This is a genomic window from uncultured Merdimmobilis sp. (assembly GCF_902471145.1).
Taxonomy (GTDB): domain Bacteria; phylum Bacillota; class Clostridia; order Oscillospirales; family Ruminococcaceae; genus Merdimmobilis; species Merdimmobilis hominis.
Genome location: NZ_CABRJC010000001.1, coordinates 73946 through 89233, shown reverse-complemented (window position 1 = coordinate 89233; position 15288 = coordinate 73946). Strand labels below are relative to the sequence as shown.

Annotated in this window: 16 protein-coding genes; 11 read left to right on the top strand and 5 right to left on the bottom strand. The window is 57.2% G+C overall.

Annotation, left to right across the window (positions count from 1 at the left end; all coding sequences use genetic code 11):
- The first annotated feature begins 14 nt into the window (after positions 1–14).
- Positions 15–1208: a methionine adenosyltransferase gene (gene metK / locus RDQ42_RS00425; protein ID WP_071428154.1), complete on the top strand. Its 1194-nt coding sequence runs from the start codon at positions 15–17 to the stop codon at positions 1206–1208.
- 54 nt (positions 1209–1262) lie between these two features.
- Here the strand turns inward: metK and RDQ42_RS00420 are convergent, their stop codons facing one another.
- The 3 genes from RDQ42_RS00420 to RDQ42_RS00410 all read right to left on the bottom strand — a co-directional run bounded on the left by RDQ42_RS00420 (position 1263) and on the right by RDQ42_RS00410 (position 3247).
- Positions 1263–2087 (bottom strand): VanW family protein, encoded by an 825-nt coding sequence (locus RDQ42_RS00420; RefSeq protein WP_231358629.1) that lies wholly within the window; start codon positions 2085–2087, stop codon positions 1263–1265.
- Between the two features lies 1 nt (position 2088).
- The gene (locus RDQ42_RS00415; RefSeq protein ID WP_071428155.1) at positions 2089–2610 is read right to left on the bottom strand and encodes an AAA family ATPase; all 522 of its coding nucleotides are present in this window, start codon (positions 2608–2610) and stop codon (positions 2089–2091) included.
- A gap of 70 nt (positions 2611–2680) precedes the next feature.
- Positions 2681–3247, bottom strand: coding sequence for a hypothetical protein (locus RDQ42_RS00410; protein WP_054331628.1), 567 nt, complete (start codon positions 3245–3247; stop codon positions 2681–2683).
- Positions 3248–3546: 299 nt separating this feature from the next.
- Between RDQ42_RS00410 and RDQ42_RS00405 the strand changes: the two genes are divergently transcribed.
- From RDQ42_RS00405 to RDQ42_RS00390, 4 genes are all read left to right on the top strand, one after another.
- Positions 3547–3921, top strand: coding sequence for a hypothetical protein (locus RDQ42_RS00405; protein ID WP_071428157.1), 375 nt, complete (start codon positions 3547–3549; stop codon positions 3919–3921).
- A 35-nt stretch (positions 3922–3956) separates the two neighbouring features.
- Positions 3957–6182 (top strand): ATP-dependent RecD-like DNA helicase, encoded by a 2226-nt coding sequence (locus tag RDQ42_RS00400; protein ID WP_231358251.1) that lies wholly within the window; start codon positions 3957–3959, stop codon positions 6180–6182.
- Entirely contained in the window at positions 6169–6894 is a 726-nt protein-coding gene (locus tag RDQ42_RS00395; protein WP_231358252.1) for a ComF family protein, read from the top strand. Before RDQ42_RS00400 ends, RDQ42_RS00395 begins: the two co-directional genes overlap by 14 nt.
- Before the next feature lie 103 nt (positions 6895–6997).
- Positions 6998–8017, top strand: a complete 1020-nt coding sequence (locus RDQ42_RS00390) for a rod shape-determining protein (protein WP_152916844.1) — start codon at positions 6998–7000, stop codon at positions 8015–8017.
- Between the two features lie 114 nt (positions 8018–8131).
- Here RDQ42_RS00390 and RDQ42_RS00385 read toward each other — a convergent pair whose 3' ends face one another.
- Positions 8132–8944 (bottom strand): CAP domain-containing protein, encoded by an 813-nt coding sequence (locus RDQ42_RS00385; RefSeq protein ID WP_231358253.1) that lies wholly within the window; start codon positions 8942–8944, stop codon positions 8132–8134.
- A gap of 384 nt (positions 8945–9328) precedes the next feature.
- Between RDQ42_RS00385 and RDQ42_RS00380 the strand changes: the two genes are divergently transcribed.
- Both RDQ42_RS00380 and RDQ42_RS00375 read left to right on the top strand, forming a co-directional pair.
- Positions 9329–9514 (top strand): hypothetical protein, encoded by a 186-nt coding sequence (locus RDQ42_RS00380; RefSeq protein ID WP_054331633.1) that lies wholly within the window; start codon positions 9329–9331, stop codon positions 9512–9514.
- A 12-nt stretch (positions 9515–9526) separates the two neighbouring features.
- Positions 9527–9796 carry a spore coat protein gene (locus RDQ42_RS00375; RefSeq protein WP_054331634.1) on the top strand — a complete coding sequence of 90 codons (270 nt, stop codon included), beginning with the start codon at positions 9527–9529 and terminating at the stop codon, positions 9794–9796.
- Positions 9797–9857: 61 nt separating this feature from the next.
- On the opposite strand, the gene RDQ42_RS00370 is transcribed toward RDQ42_RS00375, so the two are convergent.
- Complete coding sequence (locus RDQ42_RS00370) at positions 9858–10688, bottom strand: mechanosensitive ion channel family protein (RefSeq protein WP_083386474.1); 831 nt, start codon at positions 10686–10688, stop codon at positions 9858–9860.
- A gap of 443 nt (positions 10689–11131) precedes the next feature.
- Between RDQ42_RS00370 and RDQ42_RS00365 the strand changes: the two genes are divergently transcribed.
- From RDQ42_RS00365 to RDQ42_RS00350, 4 genes are all read left to right on the top strand, one after another.
- Positions 11132–13495 (top strand): ATP-dependent helicase, encoded by a 2364-nt coding sequence (locus RDQ42_RS00365; RefSeq protein ID WP_231358254.1) that lies wholly within the window; start codon positions 11132–11134, stop codon positions 13493–13495.
- A gap of 148 nt (positions 13496–13643) precedes the next feature.
- Positions 13644–14177 (top strand): hypothetical protein, encoded by a 534-nt coding sequence (locus RDQ42_RS00360; RefSeq protein ID WP_071428165.1) that lies wholly within the window; start codon positions 13644–13646, stop codon positions 14175–14177.
- Positions 14178–14179: 2 nt separating this feature from the next.
- Positions 14180–14554 (top strand): CidA/LrgA family protein, encoded by a 375-nt coding sequence (locus tag RDQ42_RS00355; protein ID WP_231358255.1) that lies wholly within the window; start codon positions 14180–14182, stop codon positions 14552–14554.
- Positions 14547–15248, top strand: a complete 702-nt coding sequence (locus RDQ42_RS00350; protein WP_054331639.1) for an LrgB family protein — start codon at positions 14547–14549, stop codon at positions 15246–15248. Before RDQ42_RS00355 ends, RDQ42_RS00350 begins: the two co-directional genes overlap by 8 nt.
- Positions 15249–15288 lie beyond the last annotated feature (40 nt).

The window sequence follows — 15288 nt, the reverse complement described above, 5'->3', positions numbered from 1 at the left end:
AAAAGGAGGACCCCATGGCAAAATATCTATTTACATCCGAATCGGTGACCGAAGGCCACCCCGATAAAATCTGCGACCAAATCTCCGATGGCATCCTGGATGCCATGCTGGAAAAGGACCCTTACGCCCGGGTGGCCTGCGAGACCACCTGCACCACCGGCCTTGTCTCCATCATGGGCGAGATCTCCACCAGCTGTTATGTGGACATCCCCAAGCTGGCCCGGGAAATTGTCAAGGAGATCGGCTATGACCGCGCCAAATACGGCTTTGATTGCGACACCTGCGCGGTGATCACCACCATCGATGAGCAGTCCACTGACATCGCCTTGGGTGTGGACAATGCCCTGGAGGCGAAAAACGCCCAGATTCAGGACGACCTGGTCACTGGAGCCGGCGACCAGGGGATGATGTTCGGTTATGCCTGCGATGAGACCCCGGAATTGATGCCCATGGCCATCAGCTTGGCCCACAAACTGGCCAAACAGCTTGCAAAAGTCCGCAAAGACGGCACCCTCTCCTACCTGCGGCCCGATGGCAAGACCCAGGTCACCGTGGAGTATGAAGATGACCGCCCGGTGCGGATTGACACCATTGTCATCTCCAACCAGCATTCCCCCGAGGTCACCCTGGAACAGATCCGGGAGGACATCCTCAGGGAAGTGATCCGACCCATTATCCCCGCAGAACTCCTGGATGGGGAGACCAAGTACTACATCAACCCCACCGGCCGGTTTGTCATCGGCGGGCCTCAGGGGGACAGCGGCCTCACCGGCCGGAAGATTATTGTAGACACTTACGGCGGATACGGCCGCCACGGCGGCGGTGCCTTCTCCGGAAAGGACCCCACCAAGGTGGACCGCTCCGCTGCCTACGCCGCCCGTTATGTAGCCAAGAACATTGTGGCGGCCGGCTTTGCCCATAAGTGTGAGATCCAGCTGGCATATGCCATCGGCGTTGCCCATCCCGTTTCCATCAATGTCAACACCTTCGGCACCGGCGCCGTATCCGATGAGATCTTGGAAAAGGCAGTCGCCCAGGTGTTCGACCTGCGCCCAGCGGCCATCATCAAGGACTTGGACCTGCGCAAACCCATTTACCGCAAACTGGCGGCCTACGGCCACATGGGCCGGGAGGATCTGGGTGTTGCCTGGGAAAACCGGGACAAGGTGGACGCCCTGAAAGAGGCAGTTGCCGCCCTGACCAAATAGTATTTGACAGCACAAAGCCCCCTGTTCCCAGCTGGGAACAGGGGGCTCTTTGGTTTACTGCACAGAGAGAAACCGTTCCGGGTCAACAAGCCCTGGGTCGTACAGCACCCGGGAATGGTTTTCCAGCAACAACTGGTCAAACAAGATGCTGCCGGTGGCTTTATCCACCCCTCTGCGGTAGACCTTGTTGTGGCGGTAGACCCCATCCGCCTCCCGGGTGAAATAGCTTTCCTCCTCCCGGATGTGGTATTTCACTGGCAGAGGGAGGCTGCACCGCAGCTCCCCGCACAGATACTCCCCCTCCACCCAGGCAAACAGTTGGAAGGTGGCATCGGTGGGGTTGTACAGCCGGTAATCCAGGTAGTTGTAAAAAATGCTGGTGCCCACCCCAAAAGGCAGCTGCCGCCCAAAGTCGGGGAAGAGGTCGATCCCGTTGTGGTGATGGTGTTCCGCCACCTCCAAAGGGCTGTGGAGGGCCATCCAGTGGATAAGGTTGGTAAACTGGCACATCCCGCCGCCGATCCCTTGGGAGGGGACGCCGCTTTCGATGGTCAGCCCTTCCCGGTAGCCTTTTTTGGCGGTCAGGCTCCCCACCAGATGCCAGAAGGAGAGGGTCTCCCCCGGGCGGATAAGGATGCCGTTCACCTTGGGTGCCGCCAGGGAGAGATTTACCGCCTTGTTCTCCTGAAGCTGTAAATCCACGTTTTGCAGCCGCCGCCGGATCAGCGACCGGTGGCTGTAGCAGCAGTAGGGGAGGGGCCGCAGGGAATAGTTTTTAGCAAAATGGACGTGGGAAAACAAGTCCTTGAGGTTGCGAAGGAAAATCCCCTTCTGTACCGAGATCTGATAGGTGAGGGGGGAGATCTGGCAGAACAGCATCCTACCCACAGGTGCCATCCCCTTCCTGAACAAAGGAAGCGATCCATTGGGCAGCTTCCTCAGGGGTGCGCCGGCTCACATCCAGGTGGACGGTGTCCATCTTCTCATAGAGGGGCAGGCGGGCGAGGCTCCGCTCAATGACGTCCTCCTGCCGCACCCCGGCCCGTACATCCCCCAGGAGGCGCTGACACAGGGCGCCGGGGGAGACATCCAGGGTGATTTTCACCGGCTGGTATTCCATCCCCTCCAGGCGGGAGAAGATCTCCTCAAATATTTCCTCCTGGTGGATCACCCAGCAGAAGATGACATATTGGTACCCGGAATTGGACAAAAAGGACCGCAGTAAATAGGCGATGTTGTCAAGCACCATCGCCTTATTTTCCCCATTTGCCACAAAGGGGTTCATATTCCAGCACCAGTCCCCATCCAGGTAAACCGAAGGGGCCAGCAAGCGCAGAAGCTGATTGGATACGGCGCTTTTCCCCGCGCCCATAGTCCCGTTTATGAGGATGAGCTGTTTCACGGCCATCGCCTCCCTTTGTTTGATTCCCTTTCATTTTACTAGAAAGGGATAGTTTTGGGAAGGTGGGGGACTACCTGGTCAGGAAGCGGAAACTTTCCGACACCGCCGCCAATTCTTTAGGTAGCTGGTTAAAGAGGTCATACGCTTCCTCCGACTCGCTGAACGGATTGGATTGGAGGGTGGTCATAACCGCTACCCGCCCATCCTCGGAGGTGGTCAGTTCGGTGCCCAAGGGGCCGCCTTCTGCTTTTGTTTTTTCCCAGCACTGCTGGCTCATGATTTCGATGGTTAGGATGTGGACATCCGATTCCGGGAGGTTCGGCCCTTCCATGTAGTAAAGGGAAACAACATCCACCGTTTCCCCATAGGCTTCCCGTTGGCTCGTCAGGATTTTGGAATGGCCGCGCAGTATTTCCGGAAGGCTGAAGGCGATGCCTAGGTCATCGCTGGAATAGGTGAGATCCGAGGAATCGGACTTGCCATCCTCTTGCGGTTGTTGGCTGCTGCCGGAGGAGACATCGGCCTCGCTGGACTGGGGCAGGGAGCTGGATGAATTCCCCCCGCTGGGGTTGGAACAAGCGGCAAGGCCCATGGTTAAAATAGCTGCGGCAATCAGTGTAGTGATAAAACGTTTCACAAAAATTCCTCCTTTTTATGAGAAAGGTTTCCCCCCTACTTTGGTGGAAAGGGGTAGTTTCTTATATGGTGGGCAAAAATAGACCGATTGCTCCCCGGCGAATTTCCCAAAAAGAAGGGCCTTCTGTAGGGGATTTAGACCAATGGCCATAGCCCAAAGAAAAAGGCATTTTCCCAAGATAGGGTGGTGTTTTTCCGCAAAACGGTGGATTTTTCAAAAACAGCCTTTTTCACCAAAGGGGATGCCCCCTCATAAGATGCACCACAGGGGATTTTTTCCCCGAGAATGGAGGAAACGGTATGACCGAACTCATTTTTTGGCTGACAGTGGGCATCCTCTTCTGCCTGGGCCTGGTGCAGGTGATCGGCTATGTGTGCCAGTGGATGCTTCGCCCCAAAGGGATGCACCGGTTTTACACCATGATCCCGGTCAGCGGCCACATGGAGGATGCGGAGCAGGTGCTGCGGTGGGCCTTTTCCACTATGCGGTGGGATTATTGGGCCAATGCCAACTGGCTGCTCATCCTGGACATGGGGGCGGATGAGGAAACCCTGGCGATTTGCCGGGCGTTCTGCACCCAGGAGAGCGGGGCCCGCATCCTGACACCCCAGCAGCTGTTGGAGCTGATGGAGGGAACAGAGGTTTGCAAAACCTTCCGAAGTATACTATACTAGGGAAAGAGCAAACGGAATAAAGGGGAAAAAGCGGGATGGCAGAGAGCAAAATTACAACAATTGAGGGCAGCGTGGAGGAGGTTGTCTTCCACAGTGAAGACACCGGCTTTACTGTGTTGGAGCTGGCCACCGATGAAGAGCTGCTGACGGTGGTGGGGGAACTGGTCCAGGTGGACATCGGGGAGGCTTTAAAGGTCACCGGCCAGTTTGTCACCCACCCCACCTATGGCAGCCAGTTCAAGGCCGCCATTGTAGAGCGCACCCTGCCCGCCACCTCTGGGGCGATTTTAAAGTACCTCTCCTCCGGGGCGATCAAGGGGATTGGCCCGGCCATCGCCCGCCGCCTGGTGGACGCCTTTGGGGACCAGACCCTGGAGGTAATTGAAAAACAGCCCCGCCGCCTCACCGAAATCCGGGGCATCTCCCCCAAAAAGGCAGAGGAGATCGAGGAGGAGTACAAGCGGATCTTCGGCATCCGGGCGGTGATGCTCTTCCTCTCCCGCTTCCGCATCGACCCCGCCGCCTCCATCCGGGTGTGGAAGCTGTGGGGCACCCTGGCCACCGACATCATCTCCGAGAACCCTTACGCCCTCTGCTGCGAGGAGATCGGACTCAAATTTGAGGAGGCCGATGCCATCAGCACCCAACTGGGCTTGCCTATGGACAGCCGCTGCCGGATGGCAGGGGCCATTTTGTATGTGCTGCGCCACAACACCTTCAGCGGGGGCCACTGCTGCCTGCCTCAGAACAAGCTGCTGCGGGCCACCCGCTCCCTCTTGGGAGATGAGGAATTGGAGCTGGATTCCCTGGTGGACGAGCTCGTGGAGGAGAAGAGCCTGGTCAGCGACACGGTGGAGGGCCAGCGGTTTTTGTACCTTCCCCAGTTTTACCAGGCGGAGACCTACGTGGCCGGTCGCCTTGCCATGATGGAGCAGCTGACCATGAACCCCCCGGAGGATTTGAACAAAGACATCGACGCCTTGGAGAAAAAGCTGGGCATCGCCTATGCCAAGCTGCAGCGCAAGGCCATTGAGACCGCCTTTTTCCAGGACGTTTTGATCCTCACCGGCGGCCCCGGCACCGGCAAGACCACCACCTTAAACGGGATCATCACCCTATTGGAGCAGCGGGGGTTCAAGGTGGCCTTGGCCGCCCCCACCGGCCGGGCCGCCAAGCGGATGAGCGAGGTCACCGGCCGGGAGGCCAAGACCATCCACCGGCTGTTGGAGGTGGACTTCCAGGATGAGAGCGGAAAAAATAAATTTAAGCGCAACCAGAAGAACCCCCTCCCCTTTGACGCAGTGGTGGTGGATGAGATGTCCATGGTGGACATCCAGCTGTTTGAATCGCTGATCAAGGCCCTGCGCCTGGGCAGCAAGCTGATCCTGGTGGGGGACCCAGATCAGCTCCCCTCGGTGGGGGCAGGCAACGTCCTCAAGGATTTGATCGACTCGGACGTCATCGCTGTGGTCCACCTCAGCGAGGTGTTCCGCCAGGCGGCTGAGAGCCTGATCGTCACCAACGCCCACGCCATTGTAAGCGGGGAACTACCCGACCTCTCCCACAAGGACAACGATTTCTTCTTCCTCCCCCAGCCCTCTTCTGACCGGGCGATGGCCACAGTGCTGTCCCTGTGCAGCGTCCGTCTCCCCAAGGCCTACGGGTGCTCCCCCATGTGGGATATCCAGGTGATCTCCCCCAGCCGGGTGGGCGCCCTGGGGACTGTGGAACTGAACCGCCAGCTCCAGCAGGTGTTAAATCCGCCCTCCCCGCAAAAGACCGAGTTTAAGTTCGGTTCCTCCATCTTCCGGGAGGGGGACAAGGTGATGCAGATCCGCAACAACTATGACATCGTCTGGAGCCGGGATGACGGCGATGAGGGCATGGGGGTGTTCAATGGGGACATCGGGGTAATCGAGATGATCGACCGGCCTTCCCAGTCCATTTTGGTGCGGTACGACGACCGGATGGCCCAGTATGTCTTCGACATGGCCGACGAGCTGGACCTGGCCTACGCCATCACCGTCCACAAGAGCCAGGGCAGCGAGTTTGAATCGGTGGTGATGCCGCTGATGGGCTACCACAGCAAGCTCCACTACCGGAATCTGCTCTACACTGGGGTCACCCGGGCCAAAAAGAGGCTGATCCTTCTGGGACAGGCATCTACTGTGGCACGGATGGTCCAGAACGACAAAAAGACTCTGCGCTACACCAATTTAAAGACCTATTTGATCCAGGCGGCTGGCCATGGGGAAGGATAACCGGCGCGGGCTGTGGTCCCGCTTTCTCGATGCCCTGTTCCCGCCCCGGTGTGTGTTCTGCGGCCGCTTGACCACCCGGGAAGAGCCCTCCTGCCCCCGATGCCGTCCCTATCTGCCTTGGCTGGGCGAAGGGGAGTGGGACAACGCCAGATACCAGGCCTTTGACGGCTTCTGCGCCCCATTTTATTATGAGGGAAGGGTGCAGCGGGCCATCCTCGGGTTTAAAGACACCGGCCGTGATTGGGAGGCGGACTGTTTTGCCAGCCTGATGGTGGATGCCTTAAAAAGGGCTTACCCAGAAGAGGCGTTCACCGCCGCGGTGCCGGTGCCCACCACCATGGAAAAGCTGATGAAGCGGGGATTCAACCAAACCGAGCTTCTCTCCCGCCGGGTGGCGGAGGCGCTGGGAATTCCAAACCTGCCCCACGCTCTCCTGCGGCTGGAGGAGACCCGGACCCAGCACCATCTCTCCGCCCTGGGGCGGCGGCTCAACGCGGTGAGCAGCTACCGATCCGGAGAGGGGAAATTGGAGGGTTCGGTGCTTTTGATTGACGACGTGGCCACCACTGGGGCCACTCTCCACGCCTGTGCCCTGGCCCTGAAAGAGATGGGCGCCCAGAGGGTGGTGGCCCTCACCTTGGCGGCAACCTTAAAGAAAACGGGAAATCCAGTTGAAAAACTGGACAAAAACCAGTATAATGATCTTTTGTGAATAGGTTGTTTATACAAGCTGGGCTGGCGGCAAAGAAAGCCGTGGATTGCCCAGGGCCTTCTTTGCAGGGAACAAGCGCCGCTAGGTGGAAAGGATGATAGATATGGCTTCTGTAGATCTGGGAATTGACCTTGGCACCGCGACTGTCGTGGTCTATGACAGCACCCAGGGCATTGTGCTCAAAGAGCCTTCGGTGGTGGCCATCAACACCAAAACCGACGAGGTCCTCAGTGTAGGGGAAGAAGCGTACCGGATGTTGGGCCGCACTCCGGATAAGATTCGGGCAGTCCGCCCCTTGCAGGATGGGGTCATCAGCGATTTTAACAGCACCGAGAAGATGATTCAGTCCTTCCTGCGCAAGGTGGGGGGAAACCAGATCATCCGGCCCCGGGTGGCCATCTGCGTCCCCTCCGGCATCACCGAAGTGGAATCCCGGGCTGTGGTGGATGCCGCTGTGGCCGCCGGCGCCCGGAAGGTCTATTTGATTGAGGAGCCGGTGGCAGCTGCCCTCGGCGCGGGGATCGACATCTCCAAGCCCAACGGACACATCATTGTGGACATCGGCGGAGGAACCACCGACATCGCCGTCCTCTCCCTCAACGGGGTGGTGTGCAAAACCTCCCTCAAGGTGGCAGGGGACAAGTTCGACCAGGCCATTGTCCGGTATGTCCGCTCCACCTATGACGTGCTCATCGGGGAAAAGATGGCCGAACGGCTGAAAATGGAGATCGGCAGCGTTTTCTTTAACGAGGACGAGGATATCTCCACCGACATCAAAGGCCGCAACCTGCGCACCGGCCTGCCCCAGAAGCTGACCATCACCCGGTCAGAGCTGAAGGAAGTGCTGCTGGAACAGGCGATGAACATTGTAGTGGCCGTCCAGCAGATTTTGGAGAAGACCCCGCCGGAGCTGGCAGCGGATATTTCGGTGAACGGCTTGGTGATGACCGGCGGCGGATCAATGCTCCATGGCTTGGACCGGCTGATCTCCCATTACACAAAGGTAAACGCTTTCCTGGCGGAGGACCCGGTGGACTGTGTGGCCATCGGCACCGGAAAGGCCTTCCAATACCTGGGGGATTTTTTCGATGGTTTTGTCACCTCCTCCACCCACAAACACTGATTGCGGCAGCCCTGGGGGAATTCCCTTGGGGCTGTTTTGGCGTTTGGATGATCGAAGGCAAGAGCCCCCTTCCAGCCGGAAGGGGGCTCTTTCACTACAGGGAGGTATCCAAAGTTAGTAGGTGAACAGCTGGGTCCAATAGAGGGTGCCACCAGCGCCCTGGTAACAGCCAACGCCGATGGAGGTGTAGCTGCTGTTTAGGATGTTGGCGCGGTGGCCGGAGGAATTCATCCAGCCCTCCATCACTTTTTCGGGGGAGGACTGGCCATAGGCGATGTTCTCACCGGCGCCGCGGAAGCTGACACCAGCCTCTGTCAGGGCAGAAGAAAAGCTGCTGCCGTTGGGGCGGGTGTGGGAGAAGGAGGAGACGATCTCCTTGGCGCGGACCTGAGCCGCAGATTGTACAGTGACATCCACCTTCAGCGGGGAGAGGCCGGCCTTGGCCCGCTCCTGGTTTACAAGGTCCGCCACCTGTTTGGCATAGGCCGCCAAGGTGTCGCCATCGTCGGGGACATTGGGTTTATCCGGTGTTTCCGGTGTCTCCGGCTTGTTCGGCACATCGGGAACCTCTGGCCGATCGCCGCCGATGATGTCATCATCGCCGGGAAGCTGGCCACAGCCCGGATAGCTTGGCCGGCAGGAACCCCAGTGGTTGCCGCTGCAATTGGAATTCCCAGTGCAGCCGCTTCCAATGATGTTCTGAACCCAGCCGAACCCGCCTAGTTGGGGACGGCAGTTTTTCAAAAGATCCTGTAGGGAGGATGTATTGTACCCACTGCCTTGGTAGGTCTGGGTGGAATTAGAAAAAATGGTCGTACCCCATCGGAAGTCGGCCACCTGAGGCTGTGCAAATGCGGTGACCGCCATAGAGGAGGTTGCCAGAGCCGCACAGCCCAGCAGGAGCAGTTTTTTTGAAATTGGTTTCATTTTTTTCCCTCACTTTCCTAGGTTTGTTGCCATTATACCGTCCAAAAAAGGAATTTTCAAAGTTAAGTTTTGGTAAGGGAAATCTTGGCCCAATCCCTTGGAAGGCCTTAACCAAAACTTATGTCAGATGCTGGAAGGGGAGGGGAATCCCACCAGATTCACGGCTGGTTCCAGCGGGATTGGCAAAGCCTTTGCAAAGATCTGGCAAATCCTCCAAAGGGCGGAGGAAGGGGAATTTTTTGTCTCGGCTAGCTGCGCTTTCAAGGGGAAATCTAACAAAGCGGCGCTGTGCGGCCGAATCGACTGCCAGGGAAGACCGTTCCCGCAACCGAGTGTTTTCGGCGGCAAGGTGGCGCAATTCCAAAAAAATTGGGAGGGACCGATATGGCCAACCTGACTTCCAAAGAACTCTCCGCCCTTGAAGATCAGCTGTCGGTGGAGCAAAACCTGGTTAAGAAATACAAGTTGTATGCACAGCAGTGCACCGATCCCCAGATCCGCACCAAGTGTGAGGAGATCGCCTCCAAACACCAGAGCCACTTCTCTCGCCTGCTGAGCCACTTGAACTAGGAGGGAAACCAAATGCCGAACAACTGCAATTTTTCCGACCGTGAAATGATGGATGACGCCCTTTCTTCCCAGAAGTTTATTACCGATGGGTACAACGCCTTTGCCAACGAGTGCGCCACCCCCGCTTTGCTTGCCGAGTTTATGAACCTCCTGGATGAGGAGCATCAAATCCAGCACGACGTGTTTGCCGAGATGCAGAAACGGGGCTGGTACGCCACCGAACCCGCTGACCAAAACAAGGTCAACCAGGCAAAACAGAAATTCCAGGGGATGACCCTCTAGTTTTAGGGAATAAAGGCAAAATAAAAGGGATGGGCAGACGCCCATCCCTTTTATTTTGCCTTTATTTCGTTTCATTATTTTTGATGTGCACATCCATTTGCGGGTAGGGGATATTGATCCCCGCAGCGTCAAAGGCCAGTTTGACCTCCTCCAGCAGGAAGAAGTGGAGGGTCCAGTAATCCGCGCTGTTGACCCACACACGGCAGGTGAGATCGATGCTGTTTTCCCCGTGTTTGGAAACCCGGATAAAAGGAGCGGGATCGGTGAGAGCCAGGCCGCTCTTCTCCACCTGCTGGGCAATAATCGCTTCCGCCTGCTTGAAGTCATCCCCATACCCGATGGAAAAGGTCAGATCCAGCCGGCGGGTGGGTTCGCTGGAAAAGTTGGTGATCTTCGCCTTGGCCACATCCCCATTGGGCAGGTAGACCCGTTTGTTGTCCACTGTGGTCAAGATGGTGTGGGTGATGCCGATCTCCTTGACGGTGCCGTCAAACCCGTCGGCGGCGATGTAATCCCCCACGGCAAAGGGCTTGGTCAGCAATACTTGGATGCCGCCCGCCAGATTGGAAAGGCTGTCCTTGACCGCCAGGGAGATGGCTAAGCCGACTGCGCCCAAAGCGGTGAGCAGGGTGGTGATCTCAAACCCTAGAATCTGCAAACAGGTCAAAGCCAACAGTACAATCAGTGAGATGCGGACAATCGACAAGATGAAGGCATGCAGTGTGACGTCGATCTTGGAGCGGCGCAGCAGGTTCTGCACAAAAGAGATGGCCGATTTGATCAGCGCCCAGCCAATGGCGAATACCACAACGGCCTTTAAAAGGCTGAAAAGGAAGGGGAGAAGCATGGCCCCTAAAGTGGCCCCCGTTACATTCCATGCGAAGGAAGACATAATTTCACCTCATTGTAAAATATTAGTAGTTCTTGCCGATTTTTAGTATAACGATTTTCTTTGCAAAAAGCAACGGCCCACCGGGAAAAAATCCGGGCGGCGGTCCGGCAAAAAAGAGTGTGGATTGGCAAAACTCCTGCTGGAATGAGGGCTGCGCTCTTTCAATTTGCCCTGTTTTGTGTTATAATAACGGCAATGGCAATTCGTATGCCTTTTCTAGGTTCGCCGGCCTGCCTTTTACCCCACAATCGAGGCGAAGGAGGCATGGGGACCATTTGCCGGACCTCCCGCTCTGCCCTTTGGGGGTAGGCGCAGCCCAATGCAGAAAAGAGGGAGGGCCCCTGAACCGGGATGCGGGGAGAAGTTCCGCTGCATCTCTTTTTTTGAGCCAGGAAGCCATAGGACTTGGCTGCCCATGCAGCCGCAGCAAGGGAGTTCCATCTATGATCACAGAATGTTCCAATCGTTTTCAATTGTATAAGCAGAAAATCCTGACCCAGCGCTTTGCCCGGATGAACGATATGCAGCGTCAGGCGGTGTTCCAGGTGGAGGGGCCGCTGCTCATCCTAGCGGGTGCGGGCAGCGGCAAAACCACTGTTTTGGTCAACCGGATCGCCAATCTGGTGGAGTTCGGCAACGCCTATTGGGAGGAGGACGTCCCCCCCTATATCACCGAAGAGGACATGGACTTCCTGGAGCGTGTGGCAGACGGCTCTGAGGAGGACGACGGCCGCCTGCGGGAGCTGATCGCCTGCCGCCCAGCTAAGCCTTGGCAGATTTTGGCCATCACCTTCACCAACAAGGCCGCCGGGGAGCTGAAAGAGCGGCTTTTTGCCATGCTTGGGGAGGATGCGGCGGACATCCAGGCGTCCACCTTCCACTCTGCCTGCGTGCGGATCCTGCGCCGGGAGATCGAGCACCTGGGGTATGGACGGAGCTTTACCATCTATGATACCGACGACTCCATCCGGGTGATCAAAGAGCAGCTCAAAGCGCTGCGGGTGGATGAAAAATCCTTCAGCCCCCGGTCGATCCTCTCCTTTATCGGCCAGGCCAAGGACCGGATGACTACCCCGGAGGAGATGCTAAGTGCCGCCGGCGGGGACTATCGCAACGAAGTCATGGCCAAGGTTTACGACGGGTACCAAAAGCAGCTGAAAGCCGCCAATGCCCTGGATTTTGACGATATCATCACCTTGACGGTCCGCCTGTTTTTGGAGAACCCAGAGGTTCTGGAACACTATCAGAACCGGTACCGTTACATCATGGTGGACGAGTACCAGGACACCAACCACGCCCAGTATATGCTGGTTAGTCTATTGGCCCAGCGCCACCACAATATTTGCGTGGTGGGGGATGACGACCAAAGCATATACAAGTTCCGCGGGGCGACCATTGAGAATATCATGAGCTTTGAGAAGCAGTTCCCCGGGGCCAAGGTCATCCGCCTGGAGCAGAATTACCGCTGTACCCAGACCATCCTGGACGCGGCCAACGCGGTGATTGAAAACAACACCGAGCGCAAGGGCAAAACCCTGTGGACCGACAATGGGGCCGGGGAGAAGGTCACCGTCTACCGGGCCAATGACGAGCTGGAGGAATCCAAGTTCGTGGCGGAGACCATCATGGCTGGGGTGAACGAGGGCGGCAAATTCTCCGACAACGCCATCCTTTACCGGATGAACGCCCAGTCCAATGCCATTGAGCGGGCCTTTGTCAAATCCGCCATCCCCTACCGGATCATCGGCGGGGTGAAGTTCTATGAGCGCAAGGAGATCAAAGACGTCATCGCCTATTTGAGCGTCATCAACAACCCCCGGGATACCCTGCGGCTGAAACGGATCGTCAACGAGCCCAAGCGGGGCATCGGCGACGCCACCTTGGCCACCTGTGAGGAGATTGCCGCCCAGCTGGACATGGGCCTCTTTGAAGTGATGGCGGAAAGCGACCAGTACGCCCCCCTCTCCAAGAAATCCCGGCCGCTGTTGGAATTTGCCCGGATGATGCAGGACCTGATGGCCCAGGTGGATGAGGTTTCCCTGGTGGAGACCCTGGACGGCCTGCTGGAGAAGACCGGCTACCTCACCATGCTGCGGCAGCAGGGGTTTGAGGGCCAGGGCCGGATCGAAAACATCGAAGAATTAAAATCCAACATGGTCAAATACATGGAGGAGAACGAGGACGCCACCCTCTCCGGCTTCCTGGAGGAGATCGCCCTTTACACCGATTTGGACAGCTATAACGCCGACACTGACGCGGTGGTGATGATGACCCTCCACTCTGCAAAAGGGCTGGAGTTTCCCAACGTCTTTATTGTGGGGATGGAGGAGGGGATCTTCCCCGGTATCCAGGCCATGCACCACCCCGCCGAAGTGGAGGAGGAGCGGCGCCTTGCCTATGTGGGCATCACCCGGGCCAAAAAGCGGCTCTACCTGTGCAACTCCTCCCAGCGGCTGATCTTTGGGCAGACCGCCCGCAACCGGCCAAGCCGCTTCTTAAAAGAGGTGCCCCAAGAGCTGTGCGACGTCCACGACCAGACCCTTCTGGCCCGCAAGTTGACCGGCAGCAACAAGGTGGCCCCCAAGCGGCCCCAGCACGCCCAAAACAACATCGGCGTGGCCGCCCAGCACACCGGGACCACTATCGCTCTTTCCCCGGGGGACCGGGTAAAGCACAAGGTCTTCGGGGAGGGGATGATCCTCTCGGTCACCCCCATGGGCAACGACCATCTGGTGGAGATTGCCTTTGAAAAGGTGGGCACCAAAAAGATCATGAGCAACTTTGCCAAGCTGACCAAGCTGTCCTGACCTGGGTGGGGAAAATCCCCTATTTCCGGCCGAACGCTGGCTGCCTGGGCCCTTCCAGCGGGCTTTTTTCCAGAAGCTGTCACAAAATCCCCCTACATTCATACAATGATATTGAGCAAAACTCAAATCTATGAGTAGGAGGATTTCTATGGCTGTTTCAAATGAATACCAGGCACAGAGCGCGGGCTCCGGTTGCTTTAAAGAAGCGGTCTGCATCGATACCAAGCGGATCTATGACTCTTGCAGCGACAAGGACTGTTTGGAGGATTTGCAGGTCTTTTTTACAACGGCCCAGCAGCCCATTGTCGACCAGGCCATCTCGGTAAAAGCGCGGAAGGTGGAGGTTCTCAACGTATACTTAGCAGTGGAGCCGGTCCCCTTTAACAAAGGGTTCTATTCGGTGGATATGACCTTCTTTTTTGGGGTCAGCTTATCCTGCTACACCTCACCCCTCTCCCCGTCGGTACCAGTAGAAGGTTTGGCTACCTTCTCCAAGAAGGTTATCTTGTACGGCAGCGAGGGCAATGTGAAGGTATACACCTCAGATCTGACCCGCAGCGACGACTGCCGCGTCAACAACATGCCTAAGGCAAGTGTACAGGTGTGTGCCCACAAACCGCCGTTTTCCCTTGGAAATATCAGTTTGGGGAGAGGATTTTCCCCGCAATTTGGAGGGATTTGAAGTTGAAATATCTGAAACAGTTTGGACTCATCTGCGCCATCGCCCTGTGCGGGGATCTGGTCAAAGAGGCCACCGGCCTGCCCATCCCCGGCAACATCATCGGGATGCTGATGCTCTTTTTCCTGCTGCTCACCGGCTTGGTGAAGCTGGATGCAGTGGAGGACACCGCCGAGTATCTGATGAGCATTATGTCGGTGATGTTCATCCCATTGGGGGCGGGTATCCTCACCAACTTCCACCACATTCAAAACGACCTGCTGGGCATTGTGCTGACCCTGGTGGCCACCACGGTGGCCACCTTTACCGTCACCGGCCTGGTGGTGGAGTTTTTGAGCCGTGCCAAAGAGAAATCCAAGGGGGAAACCGCCCATGAATAACCTGTTTGCCTATCTAACCACCAACCCTTATTTTGGACTTGCCCTCACCTTTGGGGCGTTCTTCCTGGCGGACTTCCTCTGCAAAAAGCTGAAGATCACGTTTTTAAACCCCCTTTTAATCGCCATTGCCATAGTAATTGGGGTGTTATTGGCCTTTGACATCCCCTATGAGGATTATAACCTAGGCGCTTCCCAGTTCTCCTTCCTGTTGGGGCCGGTGACGGTGGCTTTCGCCGTGCCGCTGTACAAACAGCTGGATGTGCTTAAAAAGAACTTCGCCGTCATCATGACCGGCATCGTCTCCGGGTGCTTGGCCTCGGTGGCCAGCGTCTTTGCCTGCTGCAAGCTGCTGGGCCTCTCTCCGGTGATCTACTACTCCCTGATCCCCAAATCCATCACCTCTTCCATCGCGGTCAGCGTGTCGGAGGAGATTGGCGGCATCTCGGCGCTGACGGTGGCGCTGGTGGTGCTCACCGGCCTTCTTGGGGCGGCCATCGCCTCCGGAATGGTCAAGCTCCTCCATCTGAAGAACAAGGTGGCCATCGGCCTTGCCATCGGCACATGTTCCCACGCCATCGGCACCAGCCGCGCTATGCAGATGGGCGAGGTGGAAGGCGCCATGAGCAGCCTGGCTATTGTGGTGGCTGGCGTGGTGACGGTGTTCCTCGCCCCGGTTGCGGCCATGCTGCTGTAGGGAAGCCAGAATCTTTTCTCCCTTTTTTCCATACAAGTAA